The organism is Kitasatospora sp. NPDC051170 (genome assembly GCF_044455705.1).
Taxonomy (GTDB): domain Bacteria; phylum Actinomycetota; class Actinomycetes; order Streptomycetales; family Streptomycetaceae; genus Kitasatospora.
Genome location: NZ_JBITFA010000012.1, coordinates 238,868 through 252,788 on the forward strand (window position 1 = coordinate 238,868; position 13,921 = coordinate 252,788).

At 72.6% G+C, this 13,921-nt stretch carries 21 protein-coding genes; 13 read left to right on the plus strand and 8 right to left on the minus strand.

The annotated features are described in order from the left end of the window. Positions 1–50: 50 nt before the first annotated feature. Positions 51–569 (plus strand): GNAT family N-acetyltransferase, encoded by a 519-nt coding sequence (locus tag ACIBCA_RS25140; RefSeq protein ID WP_396285238.1) that lies wholly within the window; start codon positions 51–53, stop codon positions 567–569. A 49-nt stretch (positions 570–618) separates the two neighbouring features. After that, on the plus strand, positions 619–1,173 hold the full coding sequence (locus tag ACIBCA_RS25145) for a GNAT family N-acetyltransferase (RefSeq protein WP_396285239.1): 555 nt from the start codon (positions 619–621) through the stop codon (positions 1,171–1,173). An 8-nt stretch (positions 1,174–1,181) separates the two neighbouring features. Here the strand turns inward: ACIBCA_RS25145 and ACIBCA_RS25150 are convergent, their stop codons facing one another. Beyond that, positions 1,182–1,331: a hypothetical protein gene (locus tag ACIBCA_RS25150; protein ID WP_396285240.1), complete on the minus strand. Its 150-nt coding sequence runs from the start codon at positions 1,329–1,331 to the stop codon at positions 1,182–1,184. Positions 1,332–1,411: 80 nt separating this feature from the next. Here ACIBCA_RS25150 and ACIBCA_RS25155 point away from each other — a divergent pair, with 80 nt between their 5' ends. The 3 genes from ACIBCA_RS25155 to ACIBCA_RS25165 all read left to right on the plus strand — a co-directional run bounded on the left by ACIBCA_RS25155 (position 1,412) and on the right by ACIBCA_RS25165 (position 3,110). After that, on the plus strand, positions 1,412–1,639 hold the full coding sequence (locus tag ACIBCA_RS25155; protein WP_396285241.1) for a hypothetical protein: 228 nt from the start codon (positions 1,412–1,414) through the stop codon (positions 1,637–1,639). Positions 1,640–1,731: 92 nt separating this feature from the next. Further along, positions 1,732–2,484, plus strand: coding sequence for an alpha/beta fold hydrolase (locus ACIBCA_RS25160; protein WP_396285242.1), 753 nt, complete (start codon positions 1,732–1,734; stop codon positions 2,482–2,484). A gap of 77 nt (positions 2,485–2,561) precedes the next feature. After that, entirely contained in the window at positions 2,562–3,110 is a 549-nt protein-coding gene (locus tag ACIBCA_RS25165) for a hypothetical protein (protein WP_396285243.1), read from the plus strand. A gap of 27 nt (positions 3,111–3,137) precedes the next feature. Here ACIBCA_RS25165 and ACIBCA_RS25170 read toward each other — a convergent pair whose 3' ends face one another. The 4 genes from ACIBCA_RS25170 to ACIBCA_RS25185 form a co-directional block, all read right to left on the minus strand. Beyond that, the gene (locus tag ACIBCA_RS25170; RefSeq protein ID WP_396285244.1) at positions 3,138–3,947 is read right to left on the minus strand and encodes an alpha/beta fold hydrolase; all 810 of its coding nucleotides are present in this window, start codon (positions 3,945–3,947) and stop codon (positions 3,138–3,140) included. A 77-nt stretch (positions 3,948–4,024) separates the two neighbouring features. Next, on the minus strand, positions 4,025–6,487 hold the full coding sequence (locus ACIBCA_RS25175; protein WP_396285245.1) for a DUF4132 domain-containing protein: 2,463 nt from the start codon (positions 6,485–6,487) through the stop codon (positions 4,025–4,027). After that, positions 6,484–6,876 (minus strand): hypothetical protein, encoded by a 393-nt coding sequence (locus ACIBCA_RS25180; RefSeq protein WP_396285246.1) that lies wholly within the window; start codon positions 6,874–6,876, stop codon positions 6,484–6,486. The genes ACIBCA_RS25175 and ACIBCA_RS25180 overlap by 4 nt, the downstream gene beginning before the upstream one ends. A gap of 30 nt (positions 6,877–6,906) precedes the next feature. Further along, positions 6,907–7,806 (minus strand): helix-turn-helix domain-containing protein, encoded by a 900-nt coding sequence (locus ACIBCA_RS25185; protein WP_396285247.1) that lies wholly within the window; start codon positions 7,804–7,806, stop codon positions 6,907–6,909. A 376-nt stretch (positions 7,807–8,182) separates the two neighbouring features. Here ACIBCA_RS25185 and ACIBCA_RS25190 point away from each other — a divergent pair, with 376 nt between their 5' ends. The 4 genes from ACIBCA_RS25190 (at position 8,183) to ACIBCA_RS25205 (ending at position 9,712) form a co-directional block, all read left to right on the plus strand. Beyond that, positions 8,183–8,401, plus strand: a complete 219-nt coding sequence (locus ACIBCA_RS25190) for a hypothetical protein (RefSeq protein ID WP_396285248.1) — start codon at positions 8,183–8,185, stop codon at positions 8,399–8,401. Next, positions 8,398–8,613 (plus strand): hypothetical protein, encoded by a 216-nt coding sequence (locus ACIBCA_RS25195; RefSeq protein ID WP_396285249.1) that lies wholly within the window; start codon positions 8,398–8,400, stop codon positions 8,611–8,613. The genes ACIBCA_RS25190 and ACIBCA_RS25195 overlap by 4 nt, the downstream gene beginning before the upstream one ends. Positions 8,614–8,677: 64 nt before the next feature. Then, complete coding sequence (locus tag ACIBCA_RS25200; RefSeq protein ID WP_396285250.1) at positions 8,678–9,196, plus strand: ferredoxin; 519 nt, start codon at positions 8,678–8,680, stop codon at positions 9,194–9,196. 45 nt (positions 9,197–9,241) lie between these two features. Further along, complete coding sequence (locus ACIBCA_RS25205) at positions 9,242–9,712, plus strand: hypothetical protein (RefSeq protein ID WP_396285251.1); 471 nt, start codon at positions 9,242–9,244, stop codon at positions 9,710–9,712. Here the strand turns inward: ACIBCA_RS25205 and ACIBCA_RS25210 are convergent. Next, on the minus strand, positions 9,706–10,557 hold the full coding sequence (locus ACIBCA_RS25210; protein WP_396285252.1) for a LysR family transcriptional regulator: 852 nt from the start codon (positions 10,555–10,557) through the stop codon (positions 9,706–9,708). The genes ACIBCA_RS25205 and ACIBCA_RS25210 overlap by 7 nt on opposite strands. A gap of 81 nt (positions 10,558–10,638) precedes the next feature. Between ACIBCA_RS25210 and ACIBCA_RS25215 the strand changes: the two genes are divergently transcribed. The 4 genes from ACIBCA_RS25215 (at position 10,639) to ACIBCA_RS25230 (ending at position 12,026) form a co-directional block, all read left to right on the plus strand. Next, complete coding sequence (locus tag ACIBCA_RS25215) at positions 10,639–11,076, plus strand: dimethylsulfonioproprionate lyase family protein (RefSeq protein ID WP_396285253.1); 438 nt, start codon at positions 10,639–10,641, stop codon at positions 11,074–11,076. After that, the gene (locus tag ACIBCA_RS25220; RefSeq protein ID WP_396285254.1) at positions 11,073–11,432 is read left to right on the plus strand and encodes a DoxX family protein; all 360 of its coding nucleotides are present in this window, start codon (positions 11,073–11,075) and stop codon (positions 11,430–11,432) included. Before ACIBCA_RS25215 ends, ACIBCA_RS25220 begins: the two co-directional genes overlap by 4 nt. 63 nt (positions 11,433–11,495) lie before the next feature. Beyond that, on the plus strand, positions 11,496–11,723 hold the full coding sequence (locus tag ACIBCA_RS25225; RefSeq protein ID WP_396285255.1) for an AbrB/MazE/SpoVT family DNA-binding domain-containing protein: 228 nt from the start codon (positions 11,496–11,498) through the stop codon (positions 11,721–11,723). Between the two features lie 108 nt (positions 11,724–11,831). Continuing rightward, positions 11,832–12,026 carry a FitA-like ribbon-helix-helix domain-containing protein gene (locus tag ACIBCA_RS25230; RefSeq protein WP_396285256.1) on the plus strand — a complete coding sequence of 65 codons (195 nt, stop codon included), beginning with the start codon at positions 11,832–11,834 and terminating at the stop codon, positions 12,024–12,026. Between the two features lie 34 nt (positions 12,027–12,060). Here the strand turns inward: ACIBCA_RS25230 and ACIBCA_RS25235 are convergent, their stop codons facing one another. Together ACIBCA_RS25235 and ACIBCA_RS25240 are read right to left on the minus strand one after the other, a co-directional pair. Further along, on the minus strand, positions 12,061–12,918 hold the full coding sequence (locus tag ACIBCA_RS25235) for a hypothetical protein (protein ID WP_396285257.1): 858 nt from the start codon (positions 12,916–12,918) through the stop codon (positions 12,061–12,063). Between the two features lie 142 nt (positions 12,919–13,060). Then, positions 13,061–13,837: a class I SAM-dependent methyltransferase gene (locus tag ACIBCA_RS25240; protein WP_396285258.1), complete on the minus strand. Its 777-nt coding sequence runs from the start codon at positions 13,835–13,837 to the stop codon at positions 13,061–13,063. Between the last annotated feature and the right edge of the window lie 84 nt (positions 13,838–13,921).

Sequence of the window (13,921 nt, forward strand, 5' to 3'; positions counted from 1 at the left end):
CTCGGGGGATGGGGATGGTGAGGGGTTTCATTCGGCTTGAGGGTGGGCTCGTGCTGCGGCGGTTCGAGGGGGAGGCGGATCTGGCGGAGTTGTTCCGGGTGGTGGAGGAGTCGGTGGAGCATCTGCGGCCGTGGATGCCGTGGGTGGCGGAGCACGGGGTGGAGAAGACGCGGGAGTACCTCGCCCGGCAGCCGGGGCAGTGGGAGAGCGGTGAGGAGTACAACTACGCGCTCGTGCTGGACGGGGCGATCGTGGGGTCCGTCGGGCTGTCGCCGTGCGGGGACGCGCCGGTGGCGGGGCGGGAGATCGGGTACTGGCTGCATCCCGCGGCGACGGGCCGGGGGCTGATGACCCGGGCGGTCGGCGCGCTGGTGGAGGAGGCGTTCCGGGTGCCGGGGGTGGAGTACGTGGAGGTGGCGCACGATGTGACGAACCTCGCCAGCGGCGGCGTCCCGGAGCGGCTGGGGTTCGGCGTGCACCGCCGTAGGAGCGTCGAGCCGCAGGCCCTCGGGGAGACCGGGGAGGAGCAGGTGTGGCGGCTGACCTGCGGCGAGGCGCGGGGGCGGTAGGGCGAAAATCGCGTTGCCGAGGGCGGCGGGGGCGGGGAATGCTCCGGGGATGGAGACACCACAGCCTGTCGTACGCCTGGCCGACGGCCTCACCCTGCGTCGCTTCGAGGGGGAGGCCGATCTGCCCGAGTTCCTCCGGGTGATCGAGGAGTCGCTGGAGCACCTGCGGCCGTGGATGCCGTGGGTGGCCGAGCACGCGCCGGAGAAGACGCGGGAGTTCCTCGCCGGGCGGGCCGGCTGCTGGGAGAACCGGCAGGAGTTCACGTACGCGGTGACGCTGGACGGGGCGATCGTCGGCGTCTGCGGGCTGTTCCGGCGGGAGCACACCCCGGAGGGCGGGCGGGAGATCGGGTACTGGCTGCACCCCGCGGCGACCGGCCGCGGGGTGATGACCAGGACCGTCCGCGCGCTCGTGGAGGAGGCGTTCCGGCTGCCTGACGTCGAGTACGTGGAGGTGGTGCACGACGTGGCCAACCTCGCCAGCGGCGCCGTCCCGGCCCGGGTCGGGTTCACCGTGCACCGGCGCGAGGCCGCCGAGGAGGATCTCGCGCCGGCCGAGAGCGGGGAGAACCAGGTCTGGCGGCTGACGCGCCGTCCCGCCTGACGAGGGCCTCAGGCGGCCGGCCGGGCGATCTCGACGACGTCGAACGCGGCGGCGTCGGACGCGGCGCGTACCCGGACCTCGCCGCCGGCCGGGACCAGGCTGCCGTTGCCGAGGATCAGCGTGTCGGCGGGGTGGGCTTCGGCGGTCGTCGCGGGCATACTGCGGACGGGGGCTGTGCCCTCCAACTCGGCTCGGGCCGTGGGTGATCGGTGCAACGGGGAACGGGGAGGCTGGGCTCGTGGAGACGGTTGTGGTGTTCGGGGTCGTGCTGGTGGGTGCCATCGTCGGGGCGGCGGGGTTCCTGATGTTCCGGGAACGGTCGCGGTCGCGCGGGTACGGGGGCGGGGAGGGCGCGCTGATCGAGGCGCGGGCGACGGCGGAGGCGGCGCGGATGCGGGCGGCGTACCCGACGGTGTCCGTCCACGAGAGCAGCCTGGGCAACGAGGAGCTGTTCATCCCCCGGTAGCCGGCGGGTGGCAGCGCCTGCGAGAACTTCGCAGGTGGGAGCGTCCGATAACCCGGTGATCGCGGAGGAGGTCGTCCGCTAGCCTCTGCCGGATGACGATCTCTTATGACGTGACGGGCGAAGGCCCCGCAATCGTTCTGCTGCATTCGGCCGTGTGCGACCGGCGGATGTGGGACGAGCAGTGGAAGGCCCTGACCGAGGCCGGGTACCGGGTGGTGCGGCTGGACTTCCGCGGGTTCGGCGAGTCGCCGATGGCGGACGCCGCGTACAGCGACGCCGGGGACGTGCTGGACCTCCTCGACCGCCTCGGAGTGGAGAGCGCCGCGCTGGTCGGCTCCTCGTACGGCGGCAAGGTCGCGCTGGAGGTGGCGGCGACGCGGCGGGAGGCCGTGACGGCGCTGGCGCTGCTCGCCGCCGGGATGCCCGGGCACGAGCACAGCGCGGAGGCGCGGGCCTTCGGCGCCAAGGAGGACGAGCTGCTGGAGGCCGGCGACGTCGCGGGCGCGGTGGAGCTGAACGTGGCGGCGTGGCTCGGCCCGGAGGCCGGCGAGGAGGCCCGGGCGCTGGTCCGGGAGATGCAGCGCAACGCCTTCGAGGTGCAGCTGGCGGCGACGGAGTTCTTCCGCAGCAGCCCGGAGGTGGACCTCGGGAAGATCACGGCGCGGTGCCTGGTCGTGACGGGGGCGCACGACCTCGCGGACTACCGCGAGATCGCGGCGGCCCTGCCCGAGCGGATCGCGGGCCCGGTCCGGCACGTGGACCTGGAGTGGGCCGGCCACCTGCCGAGCCTGGAGCGACCGGCCGAGGTGACGGACCTGCTGCTGGACTTCCTCGGCGGCGAGTGACGGTTCGTCCGTTTGCGCCGGATGGCGGGTTCCCGTCATGATGTGCCGCCATTCGACGAAGCGGGAGCACGCGAGCCATGAACATGCAGGTCACCTACGACGCGACCACCGAGGACATCGTCGCCTCGGTCACGGCGAACGCGGCCTCCCGGCTCTGGCTGCGCTGGACGATCGTCGGCCTGTGGCTGGCGCTGGCGGCGGTCTGCCTGGCCTCGGGCAGCGTCATGTTCGCGATCGCGGCGGTCTGCTTCGGGTTCGTCCAGGTCGTGAACATCACCTCGGGCGGCAAGCGGATGGGCCTGAAGGTCGCCCCGCGCTACGTGGGGCCGACGGTCGTCACGCTCACCGAGGACGCCCTCGAGCTGAAGACCCCGGCCCTGGACCGCCGCATCCCCTGGACCTCGGTCAGCACGGTGGCGCACAACCCGGTGGCGTGGACGGTGCTGGCGCGGAAGACGGGCTCCGCGCCGCTGTCCGCGACGGTGCTCAAGGCGCCGTTCACCGAGGCGCAGCGCGCCGAGGTGGACCGGTTCCTGGCGGGCCTGCCCAAGGTCAGCCACAAGGGCGGCCCCAAGGACGGTCAGCAGGGCGGCCGGCAGGGCCAGGTGCCGGTCGGCGCGCGGTAGGGAAGCGTTTCTCCCGGGCCTCGGTCGTCAGCGATGACGGCCGAGGCCCGTGACGTACTCCCGCAGGAGCCGGCCGAGGGCCTCGGGGTGTTCCAGGTGGACGTCGTGGCCCGCGCCGGGGACGCTCGCGGCGACGGTCTCGGGACGGCGCTCCAGCATGGCCGCGGTCTCCTCGGCGGGGATGATGCCCGCCTGGCCGAAGACGGCGAGGGTGGGGCAGCTGAGGCCCGTCCACTCGTCCCAGAAGGAGCGTCGGGCGATCTCGGCCAGCGCCTCGACCATCACGTCGGTGTCGAAGCGCGGCCGCCAGCCGCCGTCGCGCTCCTCCAGGCCGCCCGCCCAGCCCTCGCCGACCGTGCCGCCGCCGAAGAAGCCGACGGCGGCGGCACGGGAGGGGAAGGGCAGCGGCCAGGCGCCGAGTGCCTCGCCGATCGCGGCGGGCAGGCCCGGGTCGGCGCGGCCGGGGCCCGCCTCGACGAGGACGAGGCCGCCGGCCAGGTCGGGGTGCGCGGCGGCGGTGAGCATGGCGGTGTGGCCGCCGAGCGACTGGCCGACGAGGACGGGCCGGTGCAGGCCCAGCTGCTCGACGACGGCGACCACGTCGGCGACGTACGCGCCGCGTGAGACGTCGCCGGGGCGGCGCTCGCTCGCGCCGTGGCCGCGCTGGTCGACGGCGACGAGGCGGTGGTGGCCGCCCAGGTGGGCGGCGAGGGCGTCCCACTCCCCCGCGTGGCCGGCCAGTCCGTGCAGCAGCACGATCGGGACGCCGGGCCCGCTCCGGTCGCGGCAGGAGAGGTGGACGCCCTCGCGGACGACGGTGTGCTCGGTCCAGGTCATGCCGGGTTCTCCAGGGGTGGGTGATCTCCGGGGTGGGTGATCTCCGGGGTGGGTGACTCCGGGCCGTGGCCGAGGGCCTAGAGCTGGCTCAGGATCGTCGGGTCCGTGATCTTGGTATCCGCAGCCAGCAGCATCGCCTTGCTGAGGATCACGGCGAGCATCCGGTCGCCCTCGAAGGGCAGGTAGCCCGTCTGCGGGGCCGCTGCGGCCGGCTTCGGGACGATGCACAGGTACTGGTCGTTCGGCGTCATCAGGATGTTCCCCGAGCCGAGGTGGATCTTGTACGTGTGGCGCTCGCCCTTCACGTGGAGGAAGCGGCCCTCCAGGGTGCAGCGGTCGGCGATGGCCAGCCGGGGCACGAGCCGTTCCAGCAGCGTGCGGCGGGTCTCGGCGCCCTGGCCGAGCTCGCCGAAGCCGTACGAGGCCCAGTACGCGCGGTAGCGGCCCTCCGGTCCGCCGTCGTACCAGGTGGGGTCGTTGCCGACGCTGGCCACGCCCACGAACAGGTCGACGTCGCGCAGGACTTCGGACAGCACGAGCGGCGGGACCTCGGCGATCGGGACGGGCTCCACCGGCTCGGCGCCGTCCCTCGGCCACATGCGGTACTCGCTGCCGTAGCAGTCCGCCTCGTTCTGCGGCGCGTCGATCGGATAGAAGCGCACCTGGTCGGTGGTCAGGCGCAGGTAGCTGCCCGACTCGGTGGTGTCCTCGCCGAACTCCTCGCCCTCCCCGTGGATCCAGTACTCGGCGCGCAGCCCCCACTGCGGCAGCGCGCGGGTGGCGGGCGGGGCCGAGTCGTCGACCATCAGGCGCAGCTTGTTGCGCCAACCCCGCACCGAGGCCAGGGAGTTGAACTGGTGCTGGCGCAGGACGTGCGCGGCGAAGCGGTTGGAGTACGTGCCCGTCGCGCGTTCGGCGTCGGTCAGCAGGTACACCTCGCGGTGGGCCTGCTTGAACGGCTGGGTGATCGTGTGCCGCTCCAGCCAGTCGCGCCAGGCGACGATCGCGGCGGGCTCGTGGTCCACCGGGTGCCAGAGCCGGACCTCGCCCCCTTCGCGCACCGGGTCGTCGGCGAGCGTGCGCAGCTCGCCGTCCGCGAACCCGACCGCCGTGCCGTCGACCGTCCACAGCAGCCGGCGGGCCAGGGTGCCGACCAGGGGGTGGTCGAGGTAGCGCTCGCGCCAAGTGGCGTACGGCCAGGTGCGGTTGGCGAGGAACTGGCGGTCGAGGCGCTCGCTCTGGGCGGAGAGCATCCCGTCGATGTCCTTGACGGCCGTCTTCAGCTCCTTGAGCTCCTCGGCGTGGTCGCGCTTGACGGCGGCGGGCACGCTCTTGACCTCCTTGCCCACGGCGTTGCGCCAGCCCAGGAGCACCCTGGTGCCCCGGACCTCGAGGACGGCCGCGACCTCCCCCAGCAGCAGCTCGGCCCGCCCGACATCCGTCAACCCGTAGGCGGGGACGGCGAGTTCCTCGATCTCCTCACGGGACAGGCCCAGCGCCTCCGCCCGCGTCTGGAGCGCGGCGTCGACCAGCTTGAGCGTGCCCTTGTACGTCACGCGGGTGCCCAGGCGGGCGAGTTCGGCGAGGGCCGCCTCGCCGTCGAGGCGGGAGAGCGCGCCGACGGCGGCGTTGGCGACCTTCGGGTTGCGCGGGCCCAGCCCGGGGATCTTGCGGAGGGAGGTCTCGACGAGCGCGCCGAGCGCGCGGGCGCTGTCCGGGTGCGCGGGCAGCAGGGCGAGCACCCAGGCCAGTCCGCGCAGGGCGTTGGCGTTGTACGCGTCGTAGGCGCTCTGGCCGTCCGCCCCGAGGGGTTCACGGCCCACCGCGAAGGTGCGGCGGCCCGCGAGGGCGAGCCAGGGCAGCAGGACGACCCGGACGCGGTCGGCTCCGAGGGGCAGGATCAGGCTCTCGGCCTGCTTCTCCCACGGACGGGAGGGTCTGGCGGCGGTGGCGGTCACCGCGTGCCGCAGGAGCGCCTGCATGTCGGGGTCGCCTTGGGTGTCGCGCAGGGCCTGCTCGGCCCACACCTCGCCGACGTTGAGGACGGGCTCGGTGAGGCCGGCGGCGAACTCGACGAGCGGCTTCCTGCAGTACGGGCTCATGGCGGAGCGCCGGAACGCGGCCACGATGTCGGGTGCGAGGAGGCGACCGGCCTCGATCTCGGCCTCGGCGAGGAGCTGGTGGTGGTGGCGGTACCCCACACCCGACTGGCGGCCGAGTTCGGCGAGCTTCTCCCGGTGCTCCGCCGGGAGCCGGTCACGGAACAGGTCGTGTGCGAATTCGCAGAGCAGGGCCGGGACGTGATCTCGGACGACCGTGCCCGCCTCGGCCGCGAGGTGGTGCGCGACCAGCGCGTCGGCGAGCGCGGTACGGCCGGCGGACGGCAGCGCGCTCAGATCGTGGAACACGCTGTTCCACCGGCTGTCGTGGAAGTTTCCCCTCGCGGCCACCGCCTTCAGCAGGGCGACGGCGAGTTCGTTTGTCCGCCCCACGTACGGCCGGAGCAACTCTGTGATCTCCTCGAAGTCCGTCACCGTCATCCCCCCACCAGCGGCACGAGCTTCAGGAACGTGACCTCCGTGCCGAGCCCGAGCTCGACCTCCTCCTCCGCGTCGGTCACCTGCCGGTCCCCCACCAGCACCAGGAAACCGTTGCCCGCGAACGCCCGCAGCGCCAGTTCGGTCTGCGCCTCCGGGTCGATCCGGCGCGGCGTGCGCAGCGCGTACCCGTTCAGCACCCGCTCGGTGTCGTGCGGCTGCACGAGCCCCTGGAACACCTGCGGCGCCTTCGCGTTGAACTCGGCGACCTCCTGGAACACCCTGCGCCGGATCAGCTCACGCACGGTGAGCCTCTCCTCGAGGATCTCCAGCCCCCACCCGTCACTGCGGTCGCCGGCCGTCGTCTCGTCGACGAACATCACGATTGCCATGCCGCGAACAGTACGGGCCCGCGGTGACAGTCACGCCCGGCGGGCCTCCTGGTCGGAAACGTCGGCCAGGTACTCGCCGAGGCTCGGCAGGGCGCTCCACAGCTGGTCGAAGTGGCCGGTGAAGTAACCCATGAAGGTGCGGTCCTCGACGCTGAAGCCGTTGAGCTTCTGGCGGGCGTGGCCGGAGAAGGCCAGGAAGACGACGCTGTCGTCGATCAGCGCCATGTTGAGGCCGTCGGCCGCCGCCGTCCACCGCTGCACGCGGGCCTCGTAGTTGAGCAGGTCGTCGGTGTCCTCGTGGTGCCGCCGGGCCCAGGCCAGCATGTCGGCCTGCGGGACGCCGTCGCGCTCGGGGACGCCGATGATGCGGCGCACGCAGCGCTCGTCCTCGCTCTCCGCGCCGGCCCAGGCGAGGATCTCGCGGAAGTACTCGACGGAGGCCGGGGTGGTCAGCGCGGTCGGCGGGGACTGGCGGGTGTAGGTGAGGCGGATCTCCGCGCGGGCCAGGCGGACGCGCTCGGTGGCGGCGGCGTAGAACTCGGGGTTGTTGCGGTACCAGTGGGCGGACAGTTCGGCGGCCCCGAGGAGGTGCTCGGCGATCGGGAGGCCGGGGGGCGCCTCGTGATCGGGCTCCGGCGGCGGGGTGGTCGTGGCGCACTCCAGGCGCAGCGTGGTCAGGTGGCCGCGGGCCTCCTGCCAGCGCGCCTGCCACGCGTCCGGCCGCTCCCCGCACGCCTCGGCGAGGGCCGCCATCTGCTCCCAGCTGGGGAAGCGCTTGCCGTTGAGCAGCGCGGACACCGTCGTACGGCCCCACCGCATCCGGGCCGCGAGGTCCTGGAGCGTGGGCTCGCCGCCGCGGGTCCAGAGCTTGCGCAGCTCGGCGGCGAAACGGAGTTGGGGCGCCGGGATCGGGTCGTACGGCTTCGACATGGCTTCCCTTCGGACGGGCGCTGAGCGGGCACTGAGCGGGCGCGGGCGGGAACTGAGCGGGCGCGGGCGGGAACTGGCGGGAACTGGCGGGCAGCGGCAGGAATCGACGGAACCGATGCCCTGATTGTCCGTCAACGACCGCTTGTGCCGTCCGGGTTCCGCCGTTCGTCGGCGAATGCCGCCGGCGCCCGGCTGGGACCGTGCGCGTTCGCGATTCATTGAAGCCCGCGAGGGGCGCTCCCAGACTCGAAGTACCCGGTAAGACCGGCCACTTCGGCGGAGGGAGAACCCCATGTGACCCACCACCGGTGAACAGAACACCCCGCCGTCCCGGGCCCGCGCGCCCGGGACGGCTCCACCAGAAGGAGAGGACCAAATGCTCGCAGACATCACCCTGGACCTGCCCCGGGCGCACCTGCTGTTCGTGGCCGTGCTCGTGCTCGGCACCGTGCTGGTGCTGGGCGGCTTCCTCCCGGCCGAGTCCCTGTGGGGCGCACTCGCCGCCCCGCTGGCCCGGCTCACCGCCGGCCCCGCCGCCGGACGCACGGGCCTGCGCTACGCGGGCCGCCTGCGGGGCGGGAGGGCCGCCCGATGACCGGGACCACCGAGAGGCACTGCCCGTCCTGCCGCACCGGCACCCCGTTCGACGGCCCGTGGACGGTCCCGGTCGTCCACTGCTCGGGCACCCTGGAGATCCGCGAGGAGTGGACCTGCCGCCAGTGCCACACCCGCACCTCCACCCCCCGCCGCCCCACCGCCCCCCGCCCCTCCTGCCTCCCGGGCCCCGACCCCGGAAGCTGTCACTGAGGCCCCCTCCCGGGCCGCCCCGCGCAAACGGGGCGGCCCGGGTGCGTCGCGTTATGCTCCGGCGGTGACGCTCTACTTCGATCCCACGGCCGGTCTCGGCGCCGATCGCGACACGTTCACCGGCCGCTGGGAGGACAAGCTCTGGCTCAACGTCCCCGGGCCCTTCTACGGGGCCGATACCGACACCTGCTGGACCGGCAGGCTGTCCGCGCCCGACCACGTGCTCTACGGGGGCGACTACCTGACCGAGTACGTGTACCGCCAGCCCCGCACCCCGGCGGAGGTCGCCCTGCTGGTGGAGGGGGCCTACCAGGACCCCTTCCTCGGGTACGGCTGCGACGGCGACACGCACTGGACGCCGGAGGGCGTCCGGGAGTGGTGGCGCGACCGGGGCCGGGTCACGGACTTCCTGTCCGGCCGGGACTGGGAGGCCTACAACTCGGTGGAGCAGGGCATCGCCGCCTCCGTCCGGGACTTCGAGTCCTACCTGGCCGGCGGCCTCGCCCAGGACCTGCGGACCTACCTCTACTGGCTGGAGCAGGGCAGCTCCCCCACACCCGAGGACCGGCTGCCGGAGCTGTAGCAAATCGTTCGCACGCCGTCCGCGCGGCGGTGCACACTGCTCGGCATGACCGAACCCGGAGACCAGCCCCCGCAGCCCCTGGAGTGGTGCGTCGTCGCCAACGTCGCAGCTCAAACCCGTCATGGGATGAGCGGTGACGTCGAGACCGGCCTCAAGCACTTCGCGCCGGGCGCGAAGCTGTGGGTGTTCCCGCCCCGGTACCAGGGGGACGACGACCGCCTCCACGTGATCGGCGTGCACCGTGGGAGCCGGACGCGCTACATCAGCATGATCCTCTTCCGGAAGCACCTGGAGAACTTCCGGGTCAAGGGCCTCTACAGCCCTGCGGTGCAGCGCGTGAAGGAGAGCAGCAAGTACTGGAGCTGGGGCCGGGTGTGGTGCTGCCCCGAGGTCGCCCAGCCCTGGATCGACCGGTGGAACGACCCCACCTCCGGCTCCGCGCCCGAGGACTTCCCGGCCTGGCCGGTCCGGCGGACCCACAGCCACAACGAGACCTGCCCGCACGGGAGTCAGTGACGGTAGGCCGCCGTCGCGATCGCGACGAAGGAGCGGATCAGCGGGTTGGTGTCGCCCTCGTTCCACGCCGCGACCACCCGGCTGGGCGGCATGTCGGTGAGCGGGACGACGGCCAGCTCCGCAGGAACCTCGTGCCCGAGGGGCGCCAGGCCGACCGTGCCGTTCCACAGCACGACCTGCAGGCACTCCTGGACGGTGCTCACCATCGGCCCCTCGCGCGGAAGGCCCCCGTTCCAGTAGGACTTCCACACCGGGTCGGTGCCCTGCGGGAACTGGAACCAGCGGCGGTCGCCCAGTTCGGCGAGACTCAGGCCGTCGCGGCGCGCGAGCGGGTCGTCGGCGGGCAGGACCACGCCGACCGGGTCGGCGCGGAGGGTGCGGACCGTCAGGGCGGTCTCGTCGAAGGGCGCCCTGGTCAGGGCGACGTCGACCAGTCCGGCGCGCAGCCCGCAGGTCGGGTCGGTGAGGTCGGTCTCGCGGACGCGGATGTCGATGCCGGGGTGGCGGCGACGGTAGGCGGCGGCGAGGCGGGCCACGCCCGGGTCGGTGCCGTCGGCGAGGATGCCGACGGTGATGCTCGATGCGCCGGCCGCCGCGCTCACGCGCACCCGGAGGCGGTCGGCGTGGTCGAGCAGGGCCCGTGCTTCGTCGAGCAGTACGGAGCCGACGGGGGTGAGGGTGACTCCCGTGGGTGAGCGGGTGAAGAGCAGGGCCCCGGCCTCGGCCTCCAGCTGCTTGATCGCCCGGCTGAGCGGCGGCTGGCTCATGTGCAGGCGGGTGGCGGCGCGGCCGAAGTGGAGTTCCTCGGCGACGGCGACGAAGTAGCGCAGGGTCCGTAGCTCCACGCTGCCACGATACCCGTGGGGTATCGGGGCGGCGGGATGGGTCTTGGACGGCGGCGGGCGCCCGGCGGTGCACTGGTGGGCATGACCGAAGAAACCCGCGCCACGGTATCGGTGGTGCGCCCCGGTGAGGGCGAGAGCATCGTTCTGGGCACCACCCGCATGCGCATCCTGGAGGACGGCAGCCACACCGGCCACCGCCTCGCCATCGCCGAGTCCGTCCTCGCCCCACACACGCAGGGGCCACCGCAGCACCGGCACGCGCAGCACGACGAGGGGTTCTACGTCCTCTCCGGCACGGTGCGGTTCACCGTCGGGGAGGAGACCTACGACGCCGGGGCGGGCACGCTGGTGGTGGTCCCGCCCGGGGCCCCGCACGCGTTCGAGAACCCGGCCGACGAACCGGCCGTCCTGCTCAGCACGTTCACGCCGGACCTGTACGTGCAGTACTTCCGGGATCTCCAGGAGGCGCCCCGGGCCGGCGTCGAAGTGATGAGCCGCTACGCGACGGAGCTCGCGTGAACGTCGCGTACTGGGTCGTCGCGGGGCTGCTCGCGCTGTTCTACCTGTACGCGGGCGGGCTGAAGCTGGTCCGCAGCCGCGATCAGCTCCGCCCGATGATGGCGTGGGTGGACGGCGTGCCGCTGCCCGCCCTCAGGGCGCTGGGGGCGGTGGAGGTGCTGGGCGCGGCGGGCTTGGTGCTGCCGCCACTGACCGGCGTCGCCCCCTGGCTTGCGACGGTCGCGGCCCTCGGCTTCGTGGTGCTGCAGATCGGCGCCATCGCCGTCCACCTGAGCGGCGGAGACCGAAGGATCGCCCTCAACGCGGGGCTGCTGTCCGGTGCTGTCGTGACCGTCTGGCTGACCATCGGGCTGTGATCGGTCATCGCCCGGGGCTGATATGACCTAGGAGGGGAAGCACGGGATACCGGGAGCCAAGTGATGCGACTCAACAGCAAAGGCCAGATCACGATCCCCGCAGACCTTCGAAAGAGGTGCGGTCTCCACCCCGGGGACGAGGTGGATGTGATCGAGGAGGAGGGCGGTCTGCGGATCGTGCGCCGGACCGGGGCGAGCACCCGAGGCCAGCGGATAGCACGGCGGATGAGAGGAACGGCCGCAGGCGGGATGTCGACCGACGAGATCATGGAACTACTGCGTGGCGAGTAGCCGACGGCTCGTGGAGCAGGACTTGCCGGCTGCGGTCGTCGACAGCAGCGACGACCGCAGCCGCCTCACTCGTCCGCACGTTGCGGAAGAGGTTGCCAGAATGCGGATATGGCAGACCTCACGATCCGGGGCATCCCGGACGAGCAGATCCAGACCTTGAAGGCCCGTGCAGCCCGCGCCGGTCAATCGCTCCAGGAGTTCATGCGGGACTTGATCGCCAGAGAGGCGTCGCGACCCACGATGGCGGAGCTGACAGCACGGTTGGATCGCGAGGCCATCGATGAGGGGCGAGCCGGACGTTGACCATCGTTGACTCTGATTCTTGGGGAGGTGCCCGCTAGACGGCCGGGGTGCAGATGACGTTCGCGACGAGGGTGCGGTACTCGGTGTCGCTGGTGTTGTAGGCCGTGACCTCCCATCCGTTCCCGTCGATGCGCTGCCGGGACGACATGAGCAGGGCGTAGTAGTTCGGGTCGGTGCCGTTGAAGGAGGCACGGCCTCCGCCGCCGGTCACTTCCTGGCCCGCCGGGCACAGCGCATCGGCGATGGCGACGCCGTTCGGCGGCAGGCTGACCGCGGGGCCGTCGTGGATGGTGTGCTGTGCTCCGGCGACGCAGACCACGAACGAGCTGAGCTCCCGAGGGAGGGTGGTGTTGTTGACGCCCCTGGTGACCCAGGCGCCGTAGGTCGGGAACGTCCCCATCGCGAGCGCGTTCCCCGCGTCGGTCCAGAAGCCTCCCCCGGTCACCTGGTAGCCCTGGGGGCAGCGCGCGGTCACGGAGTCGGTCCACGGCGAACTGCGCGGCAGGTCGATCCGCTCCGAGTCGAAGCTCTCGTGGACCAGTTGGCTGCAGACGACATAGGCCGCGGCGTAGGCCGGGGAGCCGGTCTCGTTGCTGTAACTGACCTCCCAGAGACCGCCGTTGATGGACGAGCTGTTGAGGAAGAGCCCCACCGCCTTGCTCACTCCCCCGCCCCCGCTGGGCTCCCAGCCGGCCGGGCACTCGGCCCTCGCGATCGCGCTGTCGCCGGGTAGCACGAGGACGTCGGGGCCCTGGACCCCGAAGTGCCTCGGGGCAGCCTGGCGTCCCGGGGCCGGGGCGGCGGCACTGGCGGGCGCTTGAGTCACGGCGGTCAGGCCGCCGGTGGCGAGGACCAGTGCCACGACTGCGGCGGGGATCGTCGAGCGGGGCATGGTCACGTCTCCTCGGGATCGGCTGCCGGGGCCGCAGCACATAGCCCAAGGGGAGAAGCCGTGATGCCGGGTCGCAATCCGGCGGTGGCGGCCGGGTGACGGCAGCGCAGGAAGTCGGCCGGGCCGACTTCCTATGCTGCCGTCACCCGTCCTTCGCAGCACGCAGGCTGTAGAGCTGCGGGACGCCCACCCCTGCGGGCAGGCTGAAGTGGCCGCCGTCGTGCTCGTGCAGGAACTCCAGCCGGAGGCCCGCCGCGATCAGGGCGCTGACGACGTCGCCGACGCCGTGCCGCCATTCGTACGTCAGGGTCGCGGTGGTCTCCGCAGTCCGGTCGGCGTAGCTGCCGGGCTCGTCCACGACGATCGGATCGCGGTCGAAGTAGTCGCCCTCGACGGTGCGGCCGTCCTCGGAGAGGACTTCGGTGACGGGATGGAACTCGGCCAGGTACAGGAAGCCGCCCGGGGCGACCAGGGCCGCCGCCGTCCGCGCCCACCGGGCGATGTCGGGGAGCCAGCACAGGGCGCCGAGGCCCGTGTAGACGATGTCGAAGGTCTGGTCGTCGAGGGCGCGGACGGCGTCGTACACGTCCGCGGTGACGAAGCGGGCGGTGGTGGCACCGATCTGCGTCGCGAGGCCGTCGGCTACGTCCACGGCGGGCTCGGAGAAGTCGAGGCCGGTGACGGTGGCTCCACGGCGGGCCCAGGACAGGGTGTCCAGGCCGATGTGGCACTGGAGATGGAGCAGGGTCTTCCCACGGACGTCGCCGACCTCGGCGAGTTCGAAGTCGCGGAGTGTGTCACTGCCCGCGAGGAAGCCGGGGAGGTCGTAGAAGGTGCCGGCGGTGTGGATCGGGACGCGTTCGTCCCAGAGCGCACGGTTGGCCGTGCGCCAGTCTGCTGGGTCTGAGGTCGCCACCATGACGGACACCGTATGCAGGCGCACGGACGGTGATCAATCCGTTTTCGGAATCGTGCGGTAGCTTGATCGGCCGTCAGCCGTCCG

Coding starts and splice junctions, on each gene's coding strand:
- ACIBCA_RS25145 (WP_396285239.1), top strand. CDS start 619: ATGGAGACACCACAGCCTGTCGTACGCCTGGCCGACGGCCTCACCCTG.
- ACIBCA_RS25150 (WP_396285240.1), bottom strand. CDS start 1,331: ATGCCCGCGACGACCGCCGAAGCCCACCCCGCCGACACGCTGATCCTC.
- ACIBCA_RS25160 (WP_396285242.1), top strand. CDS start 1,732: ATGACGATCTCTTATGACGTGACGGGCGAAGGCCCCGCAATCGTTCTG.
- ACIBCA_RS25165 (WP_396285243.1), top strand. CDS start 2,562: ATGAACATGCAGGTCACCTACGACGCGACCACCGAGGACATCGTCGCC.
- ACIBCA_RS25170 (WP_396285244.1), bottom strand. CDS start 3,947: ATGACCTGGACCGAGCACACCGTCGTCCGCGAGGGCGTCCACCTCTCC.
- ACIBCA_RS25175 (WP_396285245.1), bottom strand. CDS start 6,487: ATGACGGTGACGGACTTCGAGGAGATCACAGAGTTGCTCCGGCCGTAC.
- ACIBCA_RS25180 (WP_396285246.1), bottom strand. CDS start 6,876: ATGGCAATCGTGATGTTCGTCGACGAGACGACGGCCGGCGACCGCAGT.
- ACIBCA_RS25185 (WP_396285247.1), bottom strand. CDS start 7,806: ATGTCGAAGCCGTACGACCCGATCCCGGCGCCCCAACTCCGTTTCGCC.
- ACIBCA_RS25190 (WP_396285248.1), top strand. CDS start 8,183: ATGCTCGCAGACATCACCCTGGACCTGCCCCGGGCGCACCTGCTGTTC.
- ACIBCA_RS25195 (WP_396285249.1), top strand. CDS start 8,398: ATGACCGGGACCACCGAGAGGCACTGCCCGTCCTGCCGCACCGGCACC.
- ACIBCA_RS25205 (WP_396285251.1), top strand. CDS start 9,242: ATGACCGAACCCGGAGACCAGCCCCCGCAGCCCCTGGAGTGGTGCGTC.
- ACIBCA_RS25215 (WP_396285253.1), top strand. CDS start 10,639: ATGACCGAAGAAACCCGCGCCACGGTATCGGTGGTGCGCCCCGGTGAG.
- ACIBCA_RS25225 (WP_396285255.1), top strand. CDS start 11,496: ATGCGACTCAACAGCAAAGGCCAGATCACGATCCCCGCAGACCTTCGA.
- ACIBCA_RS25230 (WP_396285256.1), top strand. CDS start 11,832: ATGGCAGACCTCACGATCCGGGGCATCCCGGACGAGCAGATCCAGACC.
- ACIBCA_RS25235 (WP_396285257.1), bottom strand. CDS start 12,918: ATGCCCCGCTCGACGATCCCCGCCGCAGTCGTGGCACTGGTCCTCGCC.
- ACIBCA_RS25240 (WP_396285258.1), bottom strand. CDS start 13,837: ATGGTGGCGACCTCAGACCCAGCAGACTGGCGCACGGCCAACCGTGCG.